Source organism: Leptospira perdikensis, assembly GCF_004769575.1.
GTDB lineage: Bacteria > Spirochaetota > Leptospiria > Leptospirales > Leptospiraceae > Leptospira_A > Leptospira_A perdikensis.
Map to the genome: position 1 here is coordinate 140,631 of NZ_RQGA01000011.1, position 17,157 is coordinate 157,787.

Annotated in this window: 17 protein-coding genes; 8 read left to right on the forward strand and 9 right to left on the reverse strand. The window is 40.8% G+C overall.

The window, feature by feature from the left end:
• Positions 1-60 precede the first annotated feature (60 nt).
• The 3 genes from EHQ49_RS10680 to EHQ49_RS10690 are packed head-to-tail and all read left to right on the forward strand — an operon-like array spanning position 61 to position 4,256.
• On the forward strand, positions 61-1,518 hold the full coding sequence (locus tag EHQ49_RS10680; RefSeq protein WP_135579212.1) for an NAD-dependent succinate-semialdehyde dehydrogenase: 1,458 nt from the start codon (positions 61-63) through the stop codon (positions 1,516-1,518).
• Positions 1,515-2,804, forward strand: a complete 1,290-nt coding sequence (gene gabT, locus EHQ49_RS10685) for a 4-aminobutyrate--2-oxoglutarate transaminase (protein WP_135579214.1) — start codon at positions 1,515-1,517, stop codon at positions 2,802-2,804. The genes EHQ49_RS10680 and gabT overlap by 4 nt, the downstream gene beginning before the upstream one ends.
• A 6-nt stretch (positions 2,805-2,810) precedes the next feature.
• Complete coding sequence (locus EHQ49_RS10690) at positions 2,811-4,256, forward strand: gamma-aminobutyraldehyde dehydrogenase (RefSeq protein WP_135579216.1); 1,446 nt, start codon at positions 2,811-2,813, stop codon at positions 4,254-4,256.
• 115 nt (positions 4,257-4,371) lie between these two features.
• Here EHQ49_RS10690 and EHQ49_RS10695 read toward each other — a convergent pair whose 3' ends face one another.
• Complete coding sequence (locus EHQ49_RS10695; protein WP_244241443.1) at positions 4,372-5,049, reverse strand: LIC_11490 family protein; 678 nt, start codon at positions 5,047-5,049, stop codon at positions 4,372-4,374.
• A gap of 55 nt (positions 5,050-5,104) precedes the next feature.
• On the opposite strand from EHQ49_RS10695, the gene EHQ49_RS10700 reads away from it, so the two are divergent.
• Both EHQ49_RS10700 and EHQ49_RS10705 read left to right on the forward strand, forming a co-directional pair.
• Positions 5,105-6,346: a SurA N-terminal domain-containing protein gene (locus tag EHQ49_RS10700; protein WP_135579218.1), complete on the forward strand. Its 1,242-nt coding sequence runs from the start codon at positions 5,105-5,107 to the stop codon at positions 6,344-6,346.
• A complete protein-coding gene (locus tag EHQ49_RS10705) occupies positions 6,347-6,811 on the forward strand; it encodes a chemotaxis protein CheX (protein ID WP_135579220.1) in 465 nt (154 codons plus the stop codon).
• A gap of 9 nt (positions 6,812-6,820) precedes the next feature.
• On the opposite strand, the gene EHQ49_RS10710 is transcribed toward EHQ49_RS10705, so the two are convergent.
• From EHQ49_RS10710 to EHQ49_RS10720, 3 genes are read right to left on the reverse strand one after another with little or no spacing between them, the layout of a single operon-like run.
• Positions 6,821-7,804: a tetratricopeptide repeat protein gene (locus tag EHQ49_RS10710; protein WP_244241444.1), complete on the reverse strand. Its 984-nt coding sequence runs from the start codon at positions 7,802-7,804 to the stop codon at positions 6,821-6,823.
• Positions 7,801-8,523 carry an LIC_11485 family protein gene (locus EHQ49_RS10715; RefSeq protein WP_135579222.1) on the reverse strand — a complete coding sequence of 241 codons (723 nt, stop codon included), beginning with the start codon at positions 8,521-8,523 and terminating at the stop codon, positions 7,801-7,803. The genes EHQ49_RS10710 and EHQ49_RS10715 overlap by 4 nt, the downstream gene beginning before the upstream one ends.
• A 3-nt stretch (positions 8,524-8,526) precedes the next feature.
• The gene (locus tag EHQ49_RS10720) at positions 8,527-10,383 is read right to left on the reverse strand and encodes an OmpA family protein (protein WP_135579224.1); all 1,857 of its coding nucleotides are present in this window, start codon (positions 10,381-10,383) and stop codon (positions 8,527-8,529) included.
• Positions 10,384-10,433: 50 nt separating this feature from the next.
• On the opposite strand from EHQ49_RS10720, the gene EHQ49_RS10725 reads away from it, so the two are divergent.
• Positions 10,434-12,074, forward strand: coding sequence for an ATP-binding cassette domain-containing protein (locus EHQ49_RS10725; protein ID WP_135579226.1), 1,641 nt, complete (start codon positions 10,434-10,436; stop codon positions 12,072-12,074).
• Here the strand turns inward: EHQ49_RS10725 and EHQ49_RS10730 are convergent.
• From EHQ49_RS10730 to ompL47, 5 genes are read right to left on the reverse strand one after another with little or no spacing between them, the layout of a single operon-like run.
• Positions 12,071-13,096 carry an Lsa36 family surface (lipo)protein gene (locus EHQ49_RS10730; RefSeq protein ID WP_135579228.1) on the reverse strand — a complete coding sequence of 342 codons (1,026 nt, stop codon included), beginning with the start codon at positions 13,094-13,096 and terminating at the stop codon, positions 12,071-12,073. The genes EHQ49_RS10725 and EHQ49_RS10730 overlap by 4 nt on opposite strands.
• Before the next feature lie 47 nt (positions 13,097-13,143).
• Positions 13,144-13,740 carry an RdgB/HAM1 family non-canonical purine NTP pyrophosphatase gene (gene rdgB / locus EHQ49_RS10735; protein WP_135579230.1) on the reverse strand — a complete coding sequence of 199 codons (597 nt, stop codon included), beginning with the start codon at positions 13,738-13,740 and terminating at the stop codon, positions 13,144-13,146.
• Positions 13,737-14,087 carry an STAS domain-containing protein gene (locus EHQ49_RS10740; RefSeq protein WP_135579232.1) on the reverse strand — a complete coding sequence of 117 codons (351 nt, stop codon included), beginning with the start codon at positions 14,085-14,087 and terminating at the stop codon, positions 13,737-13,739. Before EHQ49_RS10740 ends, rdgB begins: the two co-directional genes overlap by 4 nt.
• A gap of 5 nt (positions 14,088-14,092) precedes the next feature.
• A complete protein-coding gene (locus EHQ49_RS10745; protein ID WP_135579234.1) occupies positions 14,093-14,770 on the reverse strand; it encodes a ComF family protein in 678 nt (225 codons plus the stop codon).
• Between the two features lie 52 nt (positions 14,771-14,822).
• Positions 14,823-15,902, reverse strand: coding sequence for a multi-beta-barrel domain surface protein OmpL47 (ompL47, locus tag EHQ49_RS10750; RefSeq protein WP_135579236.1), 1,080 nt, complete (start codon positions 15,900-15,902; stop codon positions 14,823-14,825).
• 64 nt (positions 15,903-15,966) lie between these two features.
• Between ompL47 and EHQ49_RS10755 the strand changes: the two genes are divergently transcribed.
• Both EHQ49_RS10755 and EHQ49_RS10760 read left to right on the forward strand, forming a co-directional pair.
• A complete protein-coding gene (locus EHQ49_RS10755) occupies positions 15,967-16,608 on the forward strand; it encodes a flagellar filament outer layer protein FlaA (protein WP_135579238.1) in 642 nt (213 codons plus the stop codon).
• An 83-nt stretch (positions 16,609-16,691) separates the two neighbouring features.
• Complete coding sequence (locus EHQ49_RS10760) at positions 16,692-17,141, forward strand: hypothetical protein (RefSeq protein ID WP_232225895.1); 450 nt, start codon at positions 16,692-16,694, stop codon at positions 17,139-17,141.
• Positions 17,142-17,157: the final 16 nt, after the last annotated feature.

Here is a 17,157-nt window from a genome sequence, read left to right on the forward strand (position 1 = left end):
TTTCAAAAAAAAGGTAGGAATTTTTCTGCGGTGGGATTTCGATGAAAGCACAGGTTTCGTATGAAATACATCAAAGACAAAGACCTTTTCCGACAAGAAAACTTCATTGGTGGGGTTTGGTGCCCTGCAGAAAACAAAAAAGAAATTTTAGTATATAACCCCGCAAGCGGCGAAAGTATCGGTAACATTCCTCACTCGGAAGAAAAAGATACAACTCGCGCCATCCGTTCTGCAAAAGAAGCTCTCAAAGATTGGAAAACAAGACCAGCAAAAGAAAGAGCAGGAATTTTACGCAAATGGTTCCAACTCATGATGGACAACCAAGAAGATTTAGCTCTCATCATGACACAAGAACAAGGAAAGCCACTAACGGAGGCTAGGGGAGAAATAGCTTATGCTGCTTCTTACATCGAATGGTTCGGAGAAGAAGCAAAACGTTCTTATGGTGATATCATTCCTTCCCATAGAAAAGACACAAGAATTCTTGTTTTAAAAGAACCAATCGGTGTAGTGGGAACCATCACACCTTGGAATTTTCCTGCGGCTATGCTTGCTAGAAAAGTAGCACCAGCACTCGCAGCAGGTTGCACTGTTGTTTCGAAACCAGCGGAACTCACACCCTACTCTGCATTGGCAATGGCCGTTCTTGCGGAACGAGCAGGACTCCCGAAAGGAGTTTGGAATGTGTTAGTTGGTGATCCAATCAAAATTGGGAAAACCATTTTAGAAAGTAAAGAAGTTCGTAAACTTAGTTTTACGGGATCTACAAATACTGGAATTTATCTGATGGAAAAATCAGCAGCCACTTTAAAAAAACTCTCACTCGAATTAGGGGGCAATGCTCCCTTTATTGTTTTTGAAGACGCTGATATGGACGAAGCCATCAAAGGCGCCATGTTATCCAAATATAGAAACACAGGACAAACCTGTGTATGTGTGAATCGTTTCCTTGTCCAGGCCTCCGTTGCTGATGTGTTTGCCAAAAAATTGGCTGACAAAGCGAAGGAACTTGTGGTTGCCAATGGTATGGAACCAAATGCACAACAAGGCCCACTCATAAACGATACCGCTCTGGAAAAAGTAAAATCACATATTGCCGATGCTCTTTCTAAAGGTGCAAAAATCCTTACCGGCGGAAAAGAACACACTCTCGGTGGCAATTTTTTTGAACCTACCGTGCTTTATCCCGTGAATTCATCCATGGTGGTGACAAAAGAAGAAACCTTTGGTCCAGTCTCTTGTATCCAAACCTTCCAAACAGAAGAAGAAGCTGTAAAGTTGGCCAATGACACTGACTTCGGCCTTGCTTCCTATTTGTACACAAAAGATATGGCTCGCATTTTTAGAGTCGCCGAACAACTAGAATACGGAATGGTGGGAATCAACGAAGGTTTAATTTCTTCAGAACAAGTTCCCTTCGGCGGTGTTAAATTCTCAGGAATGGGACGCGAAGGTTCTAAATATGGACTCGATGATTATACAGTAACCAAATATCTCTGCCTCGGAGGAATCACATGACGGGCAATCAAAAACAAACCAACCAAACTTTATGGGAAAGAAGACTCGCAAATGTTCCAAGAGGTGTGACAACCGCCTATCCGGTATTTGCTGAAAAAGCAAAAAATGCAGAAATTTGGGATATCGAAGGAAATAGATTCATCGACTTTGGGGGCGGAATTGGAGTTCAAAATACCGGTCATTGCCATCCAAAAGTAGTCGCTGCCATCCACAAACAAGTGGACCAGGTTTTGCATACAGCTTTCCAAATTATGCCTTATGAACCTTATATAGTTCTCGCAGAAAAACTAAATGCCAAAGCACCCATTGAGGGAGGAGCCAAAACCATCCTTTTTTCATCTGGGGCAGAGGCTTTAGAAAACGCAGTCAAAATTGCAAGAGCAGCAACGGGGCGACCAGGGATCATTAGTTTTCTTGGTGGATTTCATGGAAGAACCATGATGGCCCTTGCCCTCACAGGAAAAGTTGTGCCTTATAAAAAAGGATTTGGGCCTTTCGCTAGTGATGTTTACCACATTCCTTTTCCTATGGAATATCATGGTGTCACAGAAGACGACTCCATAAGAGCCCTAAACAATTTGTTTAAAGCAGATATTGATCCATCACGTGTAGCAGCCATTGCCATTGAACCCGTACAAGGTGAAGGTGGATTTTATATTGCTTCTCCTAGTTTCCTAAAAAAGCTTAGGGCCATTTGTGATGAACATGGAATCCTTCTCATTGCTGATGAAGTACAGTCCGGTTTTGCAAGAACAGGAAAACTATTTGCGATCGAACATTCCGGAATCAAACCAGATCTCATCACTACAGCAAAATCACTCGCAGCAGGGATGCCTCTTTCTGCAGTGATAGGAAAAACTTCCATTATGGATGCTGTAGAACCGGGTGGGCTTGGCGGAACTTATGCAGGAAATCCAGTAGCTTGTGCCGCAGGAATTGCCGTCATGGATCTTATCGAAGAAGAAGGAATTTTAGATAAGTCTGTCAAACTCGGAAAACTATTAGTAAACGAACTGAATGAAATCAAAAAAACCTATCCTCATATTGGCGAAATACGCGGGTTAGGTGCTATGGTTGCTTTCGAACTGGTAGAAAACGGGGATGCCAGTAAACCTTCTGCCGATTTAGCAAAAAAACTAACAGCAAAAGCACTAGAACATGGACTTGTTTTACTTTCTTGCGGTGTGTATGGAAACGTGATTAGAATTTTGGTTCCGATTACCGCAGAAGAGTCTATTGTCAAAGAAGGACTTTCAATCATAACAAAATCATTAAAGGAAATTTGAAGCAGCATGAAACAATTTAAACTTTGGATTGATGGAAAGTGGACAAACACAACCGGCGGGAAACTCATGGACATCGAAGATCCTGCCACTGGCAAAAAAATTGCAAAGGTAATCGATGCGAGTGCCGCCGATGTAGACAAAGCAGCTAAGGCCGCTCACAAAGCTTTTTATGATGGAAGATGGTCAGGGATCACTCCAGGCGAACGTTCCAAAGCCATTTGGAAACTCGCCGATCTTTTGGAAGAAAAAACAAAAGAATTTGCAAAAGCAGAATCTTTGAATGCCGGAAAACCTTATAAAAACTTAAGTCTTGCAGGAGACATCCCTTTTGCAGTCGATAACATTCGTTTTTTTGCCACGGCTGCTCGTGATGTTCATGGAAGCCGCGCAAACGAATACCAACCAGGATATACATCCATATTACGCCGGGAACCCGTTGGTGTTGTGGGCCAAATTGCTCCTTGGAACTATCCACTTCTTATGGCCGTTTGGAAATTTGGACCAGCTCTTGCTGCGGGTTGCACTGTCATTTTAAAACCAGCACCAGGAACTCCCATCACCTCACTGATGTTAGCAGAGCTAACTAAAAAAGCAGGAATCCCTGACGGAGTCATCAATATTGTGACTGGTGGGAATGCTACGGGTCAGGCCATAGTCGACCATCCACTTGTCCGAATGGTATCTCTTACCGGTTCCACAGGAACTGGAAAAAATATTATGAAGTCGGCATCCGATTCCTTAAAACGAGTGCATTTAGAACTCGGAGGAAAAGCTCCACTTCTTGTTTTTGATGATGTGGATGTGAATCTTTTTGCCACAAAAGTAGCATTTGGTGCCACTTGCAATTCAGGACAAGATTGCACAGCCGCGACAAGGATCATCGTTCCCAAATCCTTACAGAAAAAAATCACTGATGCCGTAGTCGATGCAATGAAAGCTGTCAATGTTGGTGATCCCTTTAATGACAAAACCGAAATGGGTCCGCTCATCTCTGCCATCCACCGCGAACGTGTTTTGGGATTTATGGATAGAGCAAAAAAACAAGGGGCAAAAATTCTAACTGGGGGAAGTATTCCCAAAGGTCTAGACAAAGGGTACTTTTTTGCACCTACTGTCATCACCGATGTCAAACAAAACTATGACGTCGTACAAAACGAAATTTTTGGGCCAGTTCTCACCATCCAATCGTACGAAAAAGAAGAAGAAGGGATTCAACTCGCAAACGATGTGAATTACGGCCTAGCGTCTTCCATTTGGACAAAGGATGTAGCACGCGCTATGCGAGTTGCAAAACAATTTGAATTTGGAACCGTTTGGGTCAATGATCATCTTCCACTAGCTTCGGAAACACCACATGGTGGATTCAAACAATCTGGATTTGGAAAGGATCTCTCTATCGAATCTGTGGGTGATTATCTAATCACAAAACATGTGATGGTAGGCGGGGTTTAAAAAACTTAATTACAATCGAAACGGTCGGATCATTCAAAGAATTACCATTCTTAAAAAGTCCGACTGTTTTTACTTTGTCATTACCACAAAGTTTCCATTTTTCTAAAGTAGAAACTTAAACCAAAGCCGCTTGTTTTAAAAAGTCTTTAAAAGTATCGATGTCTTTTGTGAAAAATACTGGTTTCGGTGCTTTGGTTTCCTTCAAAAGAAACACAATTCCTTGGTTGTGAAGAACTACTTGTTCTAACTCTTCGGGAGTGTAGGTATATGTTACATTTCCTGAATGAAACAAAAACTTTCCATTTTCTTCCCGTAAAGTACCAGATCCAATTCGTTTGAAATTCTTTAGGCCATCTTCCATGGCATCAATGTCAGACGACTCTTCGCCAAACGTAAGTTTACCGGAATAATCCAAAAACAAAGTCCCTTCAATTTGGAATCTACTTTCTTTAGGGGCTGGCGGTTCTTGTTCTAAACTTCCCTCTTTCGTGGGGAGTAGAACTTCGGATTTTTGAACCACTGAAGGTGCGGTCTCTTCCGGTAAAGAATAGGAAAGATGACGGTCATCAGAGATGGCACGTTCCTTTCGGATTCGTTCGTCCAGTTGGGGAGAAACCGAAGGAGTTTGGGGCATTCTGTATTGGCCGGGGTTTTGCGTTTTCCGCGGTTGGTAGGCTGCCGGTTTGGATTTTTGCGGGGAAAGGGCTACGTATAAGAAACATAGGACACCCACGAGAATCATAGCAAATGCAGCAAACAACATACTACCTATATTATCTTGCCAAACGGCCAATCCCTTGATTACATTTTTTCTTTACAAGGGTTTCGGAAACGGAAACGCTTCCTTTATGTTCGAAGAAGAACCCTCTACCCTCAAAGAAAAAATCTATCGTACGATTATAGCTCTCTTTTTATTCATTTTGGTCGGAACCCTTATTATTACCTTTTTACCAGGGGACGCGGAACAAAGCCTTATGGGTGCCATCACAGGCCAAAACTCAACAAAAGCTGGCACGATTGCGGGAAGGAGTATTCCGATTGATTACTTCAACGCTGCTAAACGTGATTGTTACTACCGTTACCAACAATATGGCCGAGAAACAGCTCAAAATCCCGAACTCCTCAATTCTTGTGCCTATTCCACAGTTAGGGAAATCTATATAGCAAACGACATTGCAGCATCCGTTGGTTTCCAAGTCTCTGAAATCAGCATCAAACGCGAGATGTCCAAACAAGCACGTGAAGTACATAAAGAATCTGTTTCTCAAGCGGGATACGGAGAAGAAGACTCTCGTTCTCTTACAGAAATTTACCAACAAATTTACCGTTCTGCTCCAATGAATTACCGCATTGATTCGGCGACCGGGTATGCACTATTTCCTAACTTTTTAGATCAACCTCTAGCTCCCACAGAAAACGAAGCCGAGTTAGAAGACGAAGCCAAAAGAGCAAAAATTTCTTTTCGCATCGTAGCAGTTTCTGAAGTCAATCTTCTGAATGCAGTCGAAGCCAAAATCAATATCTCTGATGCAGAACTTAACAAAGAATATGAGAAAGAAAAGAAAGACGGTTCTCTCTCCAAAGATGCATCTGGAAATTTTGTAAGTTTCGAAACAAGAAAACCCCTCCTACTTTCTAAGATGAAATTTGATCGCAAAAGAAAGGAAGTCGAGATTTGGAAAGGTCGTATCGCCGCCAAAATTTCAGAACCAAATGCTTTAGAAGCCATCGCCACAGAAACTTTGCAGCCAATTGAGTCAGTATCCAATGTTTCGTTGTCCGACTTAAAACTAGTCACTTCCAATCGAGGCAATAGCTACCGTTTGGCGAACTCAAGTAAATTTTGGGAAACCCTCGCGAACGATCCTTTTAGCAAAAAAACGGTCGTCGGTCCTTTCTCTGACAATGACAAACAAGTTTACGTGGAATTTGGAGCCCTAACTTACGGACAAACCACAGCAAAAAAACCGACAGATCAGGCTGCAGATTTTTTGAAACAAAGGCAACTTCTTAGCTTTTTTCTTGAAATAAACCAGTCCATAGCAGCAGAATACAACGTAGAGAAAAAAGGCCTTCTCTCTTTAGAATAAATGCAAATTAAAGCCGACTTCATCAACCCGTTCCTGGAAGCAGCCACCATCGTATTTCGTGATGTGTTACAACAGGATCTCCTCCGAGGTAAAATCGGAATCAAGGAATCCCCAGCTCCAAGCCACGAAATTGCAATTATCATTGGAGTTGTGGGTTCATTCAGTGGTGAAGTCGTTTATAGCATGAATCTAGATGCGGCGTACAAAGTGTCCCGCAAACTAGTGCCAGGCCTTTCCGATGAGGATGTAAAAAACGAATATAAAGACATTCTAGGTGAGATTGCCAACATGACTACAGGTAATGCGATGAACATTTTTACCTCAGCAGGCCAATCTGTAGAAATCACAACACCTAACATTCAAGAAACAAACAACACTTCTGTTCGGTTTAACAAAAAACCAACACTCTCCATCAACTTATATTCTAAGTTTGGACGGATCGAAGTGAATGTTGCGATTGCTTAAATTTTAATTTTAAATCGATGAACCTAAAACCCGCAGTCTTTCGCGGGTTTCTTTTCTAAAATCATAACCAGGAACTGGTGTTTTTCCTTCCACTCCGTTCATGTAGAGTTGGTAGTATTTTAAAGAACGTTCCAAATCTCTTTCCTCCCAACTACTCTCATAAACCTTTCCTAAATAATAATGTGCCGGAAGAAACTCTGCTGATTCTTTAAAATTCTTCAAAACATTCACCAATTGGTGGGCTGCCGAACGAAATTCCTTTTTACGAATGAGAAGAGTGGCCATCGCATAATGTGACCTAGGAGTCAGTTCAGGATGTTTGGGAAACTCAGTGACTAATTTAAGATATTCTTTATAAGCTTTCTCTTCAGAATCTGGATTTCCAATTCGGTCAAGTGATCGTGCCAATTCAAACTGAGTTTTGATTTTTAGATCCGGGTCTTCTTGTTTTTCCACAAGACCACTGGATTCTTTATCTTTTCCATCCAAACCAAAAAGGTTTGTATTTTCCACTCGAGAAAATTTTGCTGCGTCACCTTCTTTACCATAAGAATCAGCAAACTCCGATTCAGCGGACTTTTTTTGATCTCTCGTTAAATAAGCCTTTCCCTTTTGAAAAGAAGCCTGCGAAGGATCGACCACTTCCTTCTTTTTTTTCTTTTTATCAGCTGGTTTTGTCTTTGTTATAGATGGAAGTTGGTTCCCTACTACTGCGACGTTTGATCCTGACTCTGCATTATTTGGATTGGAAACAGAAGTGAGTGTTTTAGAATTAATAACAGATTCCGAACTAAGATTAGAGGAAGTGTTTGGTTGATGACTTGTTTGATTCTCTTTTTTTTCATTCCCAGAGTTTTGATTCCAGATTTCAGGAAAAGGCAAAAACAATTCCGTGGTTTGTGCATGAACTGCGGAAACATTGCTAATCAAAATCAATAAAAAAAACAAAGATAATCGCAATACGAGCTCCAAACAAAAATACAAAATTTTCATCGTAAATTTTTTGGAATTCGTTCCAAACTTCTGGGTTTTCCAAAACCTTCACTCGGCTCTGGTGGTTTAGGCAATTTTAAAGTTTCTAAATTCTTTTCTTCGTTTTTTGCCTTCACTTTTTTTTCTAACTCAGACACACGATCAAGCATCCTTTGCATACGAAGGTCTGAATCCGATACCGATTTTGATTCCTCTTTTGGTTGTATAGGTTGAACATCGATGGGAGCTGGAATGAGACCATCACCTGACGGAGTGTAGATGGGAGGGACGGATGTATCTTCTGCCTTACGATTTCTAAAATCATATTCCTTACCCAAAAATTCTTGTTCTTCCGGAATGGTATCGTGTGAGTATCCATTCGATTCACGTTCGCTAATAAAATCAAATTGCATCCGACGATTGGATTCGTATTTCAAATCTTCAGGATCAGACATTCTGACATCTCTACGTTTTCTGTTATAATCCCTTTCAATCTCCGTAAGAAATAGACTTCGTGTGTCCTGGGCAAGTTGCATCCCTTGGGGTTTGGCATTTTCCCAGCCATTGGTCCAACCCACGTAAATCGCCATGATGAGAAAAAATACAAAGAGAGAGATTGCAATTTTTTTGAGTAAGTCTTGGACTTGGGATGGGATTTTATCCACCAGTCCATCGACAGCACCCATCATCTTTTGGGTGTCTACATTCACTTTGGGTATGTTGATGTTTTTGATGTCCATGAATTACTCTTCCGAAATTTTAAAGACGACCCTTCGGTTTGCCCCGCGACCTTCTTCGGTCTGATTGTCTGCAATGGGTGCTGAAGAACCATGACCAAACACCGCAATTCTTAACTCTTCTATCTTATGTTTAGACTTCAAATAATTAGCAACCGAATTTGCTCTTTCCAGGGACAACTTTTGGTTGGCAGATTTTGTCCCTACATTGTCCGTATGGCCCTCAATCAGAATTTTCAAATTGGACGATTTTCGGAGGATTCCTGCCAATCTGTCTAGTTCCGGTTCCGATTCTTTAGTAAGCTCGGCAGATCGGAAGGCAAAAAACAAATTGTTCATCACAATTTGATTTCCTTTTTTTAATTTGGGAAGAACAAGGAGAACTGTTTTTTCTCTATCTTCTTTTTCTTTTCCCACCAAATTTAGGTTTTGTGATACAGGAAGGTATCCTTCCTTCTCTCCATAGAACCCGTAGTTTTCATCATAAGGGAGGATGATACTAAACTCACCTGTCCCTGGATCACTTACAGTGGAACCGATGGATTTTTTTCTGGTTAAAGATTCATACAACACATGAGCCGAAAGAGGTTTTCCTTCTTCATCAACCACTTTTCCTTTGATCACAACGACTGGTTCTGGTTGGAAGTGATGAGGGATGGCAGCCATATACAATTCTCCTTCTCGAGAAACGTAGGCCCAATTTCCAACGGCAGGAATGCTAAAAAAATTAACACCTCTTAGGTTAGAAGACAATTCTTGTGGTTCTGACCAAGAAGTCCAAGAATCATTTTGTCTTCTAGTAATAAAAATTGAAATCCCTTCTTTTCTTCCGGACGAGGAGAAGTATAAGGTTTTGTCATCGGGAGCAAGGAAAGGTGCCATTTCTTCTTCACCCGTATTCAAAGTGTTTCCTAAATTAATTCCTTCTTCAAATACACCAGATTCATTTTGTAAACTGACATATAAATCCAACTTACCAAAATTTTTCTTTTGTTGTGCCGAATAAAGCAAAGTTCGCCCACTAGAAGCAAGGGCAGAGCCACCAAATACTTGTTGGTTGGGATTGTCTGCCTTTCTATACCAATTGTAAAAACTTGGAAAATTGATCGGTGCTGGCATAGACCAACCCGACTCCGTTTTATGTGTTTTGTACAAAGGGGCGCGGTTTTGAATTTTATCAGTTCGATCCTTATATTCTGTTTCTAACTTAGTTAAAACGATATGAAACTCTTTGGGGTTTTGTGCTTCCCTAGATGCAATTTGAGATTTATACATCATCTCTCGTTTTAAGTTGTCCAACATCTCTTCTTCGCCAAAATTACCGAAAACAAAAAGTTCATTCCCACCAGGAAGAGCTGAAATCACAGCAGAAGGAAATTTATTGTTTAGCGGGGTGGGGAGTTGTTCCCCTTGCATCCAAAATCCGTATTGGTCTCGTTTGGCGGCCCAAATTTTTTGTGTGGATCTCCCCCCTTCACGAACAAGTGCTGTCCAAAATAATATTTTCCCATCGGGAGTACACTGCGGGTTAAATGAAAATTGGCCGCCTGTCACATAACGAGGTATTTTTTTTAAAGTCCAATCCGGTGTTTTGCCAGATTCAAATGGCTCTACTTCATATCGAATTGGATTACATGTCTCAGATAACACATCGCATAACATCCGTACCTTTTTTCCGGCCAAATAAGCCAACTCTTCTTGTAAAGCACCAGTACTAATGCGAAAAACTTGTTTGTCTGTACGGAGGAGATGGCCCGTATTCAAAAGATCCCCTTCCAAAACCTGGATTCCATTTTTTACACTTTGCGAACTCGTGAGTCCGTTCCCGAAAAAGAGGAGAATGATGATGAGAATCCGTGCCATACCATACGAAATGTCGGTTGAAACCTCCGATTCCCTTAGAAAATTGACTTATGATCCAAGCTAGCGGCATTACAGTCTCCTTCGGGAAAAAACCTCTTTTCGAAAACGTCTCCATTAAATTCAAACCGGAATGCCGTTACGGTCTGATCGGAGCCAATGGTTCCGGAAAATCGACCTTTATGAAGGTTTTAGCGGGTATTTTGCAGCCCACAGCCGGTTCTGTGGCTGTAGACAAGGATATGAAGGTCGGATACCTCAAACAGGACCATTACGAGTATGAAAATGAGACCGTTCTCGGTACGGTTCTACGGGGAAATCCTGAACTTTGGAACGTCATGTCCGAAAGGGATGCCATCTATTCCAAAGAAGAAATGACGGATGAGGACGGAATGCGAATCTCCGAGATCGAGGAAGTATTTGCTGATATGGGTGGGTATGAAGCCGAATCCGTAGCAGGAGAACTCCTGGAAGGTCTAGGAATCCCGACCTCAGCCCACAACCGCCCATTGAATTTTCTTACGGGTGGATTCAAACTCCGTGTGCTCCTAGCCCAAGTTTTATTTTTAAAACCAGATGTCCTACTTCTCGATGAACCAACCAACCACTTGGATATCAAAACCATCCATTGGTTAGAAGAACTTCTCATCAATTACGAAGGTGTGGTCATTGTGATTTCCCACGACCGTCACTTTATCAACTCCGTTTCTACTCATATTGCAGATTTAGATTACAATACCATCCGTATGTTCCCTGGAAACTACGATGACTTTATGATTGCGGCAGAACAAACTCGTGAGCAGTTAATGAGTGATAGCAAACGAGCAAAAGAAAAAATTGCCGACTTACAAGAGTTTGTTTCTAGATTTTCTGCCAACGCAAGTAAATCCAAACAGGCCACTTCTCGTCAAAAGATGATCGAAAAAATCAAAGGAGAAATGGTGGATGTAAAACCTTCCTCGAGAGTGGCACCTTACATTCGTTTCAAGGCAAAACGAACCCTCGGAAAAGATGTATTCGAAGCTGTAAACATTTCCAAGTCTTATGATGGAAAACCAGTTATTAAAGAATTTAGTACTTCCATCACCAAAGGGGAAAAGGTTGGAATCGTAGGAACCAACGGCGTTGGTAAAACAACCCTTCTTAAGATGTTACTAAAAAAACTAGATCCTGATTCCGGGCAGGTGAAATGGGGAGATTCTGTTGAAACTTCTTTTTTTCCACAAGACCACCGTGAGGCGATGGAACCAGATGCGGACACACTAGTAGAATGGTTATTACGTAACTCTCCACAAGGGACCGAAGTACAAGAAATTCGTGCCATCCTCGGTCGAATGCTTTTCTCTGGGGATATGGCAAACAAATCCACGACGGTTCTTTCCGGTGGGGAAAAATCACGGATGATCATTGGAAAGATGATCCTTGCTTGTGACAATGTCATCGCACTGGACGAACCAACCAACCACTTGGATTTAGAAACCATTGAAGCTTTAAACTATGCATTGTCGTTGTTTGAAGGAACTGTGATTCTTGTTTCCCACGATAGAGAATTTATTTCCTCTCTTTGTACAAGAATTATCGAAGTGACTCCCGAAGGAATCAAAGACTTCAAAGGAAACTACGAAGAATTTTTGGACAGGGAAGGAAACGACTTTTACAAACGACTCACTGGTGGAGCAATACTCGCCACTTAAAATTGCATTTGCAGGGAAAGGTTGATCGATTGGATCTCCTTCCCTGCCATTAGTTCTGTGTTAAAACTAAAGTTTCCCTGACCCAATTTAAATCCCAAACTACCATATCCGAATCCTGACCTATGATTGTGCCTTGAATTCAAACGAATTCCAATAGCACTCGGAACAGAACTAAAATCGTCAGGATTTTCCATTGTAGAAATAGCGGCAAACCGACTTACTTGAACTGCAGTATAACCATGATTATATACAACACCTAATCCAGGTACGATAGATAAAAATCCAATCGTATAATTATATTTTAGATCCAATGAAGCTGATGTGATTCTTGATTGATAAAACAGATCATTTTGACCGATCCAACGCCGTTTGTCCCCATCAATTCTAAACTGAGTGGGCCTTCTATCATAAGCACTGAGATAAATATCTTGGTTGGTTTGAAAAATTCCGAGTCCAAACGATACACCTGATTCTATAGGAAAATATCGTAATACAGCTCCGTAATTAAATACCCTTCCATTCACTTCTGTATTTCGAATCTTTACGAAAGGAATGTTGGCCTCGCCAAATTCATAAGGAAAAAAATGCGTTGTGAGATTCCATTGTTTGGCATAGGGACTACGAATCCACTCCCCTAAATTTACAGTAAAACTAAGTGAAGGTGAAGCAGCCACACCAGCTTTGGGCAGGGTCCTGAGTTCCGAATTCTCATAATAAAAATCGCGAGCTTTAGCTTGTCCCTGGGAAACCGTATAACCAAGGCCCAACCGATACCGGCCCACATTCGATCCGCCGGATTGGTTAGAATTTAAGTTTTGTAAGACGGCATTATCTCCCATAGACCGAAGGAACCGGTTTGTATAAATTCGATCAAAGGTCGGTTCTGCAAAGTTTCCGAGAATTTGGTATTCAGCAGGGATACTAGAACATTCTCCACCCAAACAAAGAACTTGGGCATCGATGGCAGATCCAATCATTGGAATCCATAAAAAAAAGAATAAAATGAGGGGAATCAATCTCATCGAAGTTATAAAAATCTATTAGATTTAAATTTAGAATCTAACTTTTGTTATTTCTGATTTTGTAACCAGGTCAAAAAAAGATCCATTGCTTTTTTACGGTGAGATACTGTATTTTTTTCAGATTCTGGTACTTTCGAAAATGGTTTTCCAAAGGGTGGGTAAATAAAAATAGGATCATACCCAAAGCCAAATTTACCTTCTTCATCGTAATTCTCTGCAATTTGTCCGTCCACCCTTCCCTCAAAGGATACGGCAACGTTCGCATCCACAAAACTGACGACACAACTGTAATAAGCCCTACGGTCAGCACTACCACCTAACTTTTGCAACAACAAATAAGCACGTTCTTTATCAGTGAGCCCTGGCCCTCCAAAACGAGCCGAATACACTCCGGGTTCGCCACCGAGGGCAGAAACAGAAATTCCCGAATCGTCCGCAAAAGACGGAAGACCGGTCAATCGATAGAGTTCTTTTGATTTAATAAAGGAATTTCCGGTGAAAGTGGTTTCCGTTTCTTCAGGCGAAAAAGAAATTCCTAAGTCTTTAGGAAGTTTCACCTCGTATCCAAATGGTGAAAGTAACATCTGCATTTCCTTCCATTTGTGTTCACTTCCGGAAGCAAATGCTAAAGTCTTCTTTGTCAGTGGGAATCTTCCTCGTCGAGTTGGAATCCTTCCATAGCGGCAGACAAATCAGGAAAAATTTCAAATACTTTATCGAGCATTGTAATTTCAAACAACTGAATCAAATCTTCGTCAACCACAATGACTTTGATATCACCGCTCATCGGCTTTAACTTACGTTTGGTGGCAACAAAAATACCCAGCGCTGTGGAGCAAATATGATGAACCTTTGTTAGATCCAGAATGATTTTTTTGACGGAGCTTTGAGTGAGTTTTGAAAGTTCTTTTTCAATTTCGTCGGAATCAACCTTGAGGATGGCCCCAGAAAACTTAATAATCCTAATGTCATCCTTGACTTGAACATCCATTCGATTCAATCACCCCCGCTTAACAGTAAAACAACGCAAGTCACCTTTCTAACACCAGCCTGTTTGTACAGCCTAGCGATTTCATTTACAGTGGCACCCGTTGTGAATATATCATCTACGATTAGAACATGAAGTCCTGCAATGATTCTATCACTTTTTGCAAATTCAAACGCCTTTTTTGCATGAAAAAATCGACTCTCAAACCCTAAAGCTGACTGTTTGTCCACTGAAACCTTACGTAAGCTAGTATCTTCCCTGATTTTCCAGTATTTCTTCAATTTTGCGAAGAAGGCGTAAGCCGCATGATAAGGTCTTGGCCCTGATTTGGGAGAGGAAGGAACGGAAGCCAGCAAATCCGGCGGATCCAATTTCAGAAGTTTTCTAAATCCTCTTTGTCCTAAACAAAAGTATTTTGCGAGTAATCGTTCATTTTGAAACTTCAGAGACTGGAAGAGGTCCTTTTCAATTCCACCTCGCCTTTGTAAATAGAAAGCCTGGTCATAAAAAACAAACCGATCGGATGGAAGTTTGACCTGATTTGATTTAGGATTTTGTTTTTGTGGGAGATAGTGTTTTTTCGTGCAAGGTTTGCAAACAGCCATCGTTTCCGAAAAACGATCATTGGTTCCGCAAAGGACACAAAACTTTGGAAAAACAAAAGATAAAAAAGAAACCCCTCTCATATCAAAAGGGGTCCTTTTTGTAACCTTACGGTCCTAGTTTTTTTAAACGAAACTACTTAGCAGGTGTAGTCGCTGCTGGAGCTGGTGTTTCTGTTTTTGGAGCTTCTGCTGATTTTTGGATCGTAGAAGTTGGAGGAGTTAAATCTACTGTGAGTTTTACTTCCACTACATCAGATTGGTTTCCTACATTGTCCACTGCCATCGCTTTAATGACATGGTCACCTTGTGTTTCGATTGCAATTGCTTCTACATAAGGTTTGAATTCTTCTTCATCAACTTTCACAAGAACCTTTTTGATTCCTGATTCTTTGTCAGTTGCATTTACATAAAATACATTCCCTTTTCTTTGAAAGTTTTTTCCATTGATATCAACGAGTGGAAAAGAAGGAACGATTTCAATTGTAGGTTTCACATCATCCACGGTGATGATGATAGAAGATTCAGGAGAAGAGTTTCCGGATTTATCAGTTGCGGAATACTTAACTACGTTGGCTCCACCATTTTCCAATTTAATTGGATCTGCATAATTTTTTGCAGCTTCTTGGTTGATACTGAATTGTACTTTTTCAACGCCTGTTTGTTGGTCTTCAGCAACAAGTGTGTATGTATTGTTCTTAGAAGCAAAAGGAACTCCGTCCAATACAAAGAACTGTTCTTGTGGAACTAAACTTACACGAGGAGCAGTGTTATCAACGTGAAGGACAAGAATTTTTGGAGTTTCAGCGTTTCCTACTTTATCAACAGAACGGTAGTAAACTTCTGTAAGTCCTTCTTCAGAAATACGAATCGGTTGAGTATACTTTCTGTATTCGCCGTTTTTCGGTTTCCATTCAATAAAATCAATTGTAGAAGACTCATCTTTTGCATCTAATGAAAAAGTAGTTTTGCTAGTAATGAAAAGAGCAGATGCATTAGAAGTAGAAGCACCGGAATCTTTTTTGTCACCCAAAATGTCTTTTACAGTTGTCTCAACTTTATCAACACCATCTTTGGCTTGAGTAGAGGTAGATTCTGTTTTTTTGACTGCCTGGTCTTTTGTGGAAGTAGTGGCTTTTGGTGCAGCAACTTGTGCTGTGATTTGGCCTGCGAAAGATATTGTCAGTATGGCCAAAAGGTATTTGTGCGCCTGCATTTGTATAAGTCTCCTTTTTACAGATAAAACATATATATCCCCCTTCTAAGGAATTATTGTCAACATGATTGCACTGAGAAACTTAAGGAAACTTACACTTTTTCTTTTCTTGTTTGGAATGGTTCCGATTCAGGCTGAGACTGGGATTTGGCGGGAGATTTTACTCGAAAACTTTGAATTGTCCAACTACAATCAGGGAAACCTGCGCACTAAATTGGAAAAAGGTACAAGACTTCCTGAAATCGCCCTTTCTTCCAACTTTACAGCTCCCATTCCTGGATCCAAACAAGCCCTTGTCTTACGAATCCCAAAAGACGCCAATTTTCCTTTTTCTTTATACTTTCCAAAACCCATAGAAGTGAATGCCTTTATCAAAGAAATCACCATTCCCATCTATTCATCACAATCCAACGGGAACCTAACACTGATCATAGAATCACAAGATGCAGAAGTGAGACAATTAAATCTCACTTCTCTAAACTATCGAGGATGGAAATCGATTACGGTTTCAATTTCAAAAAATTTTGATCAAAACGATAGAGTTTTTATGCAAAAAAGTTCCATATGTATACTGGGTTTTTTCTATTTACCTTTTGAAAACAACGATCCAAACCAAGAAGTCCTCATTGCCATTGATGATATAACCGCCATTGTACGAGATAAATATAGGCCGCTTCGTAACAAAGAAATCCTTTTAGAAGATTGAATTTTCACCAATTTGTATCGATTCTTTCTGCAAAAAAACTCTTTTCTTCCCAACCTCATGACCGAACCTGATCCTAAATGGAAATGGAACTGTCCCTAGAACAATACGAAACCCTGCTCAAGTTAGTGTATATGGGAGATTGGGTCATTTCCACCTTGCAAGCCAAAGACAGGTCCGAAGATGAACCTGACACGGATTCTCGGTTTGCCGATGTGGTACGTCATGTTTTCTCACAAGCAGAACATGCAGGCCTTGGAAACATTGTCCAAATCGACCAGAACAATGGTGAGCCCTATTTAACCCGAGAATTCGAGGAAGAAAGCGGTCTTGTTGATATTCTGGAAGACTACGAAGACGAAGTATTCTGGCAAGCTCTCATCGAAAGACTGGCCCACAGAGATTTCCTTCGCCACTACGGGGAAACTGCCATCTCCCAAATGGCAATCGAAGAACGAATCGAAAAAGAAACTCCCTTTCATGACAAATGGGCCCAAGAGTTTCATGAAAACGGTCTTGAAAATTTAAAAATCTAACTGAAATTTTATTTCA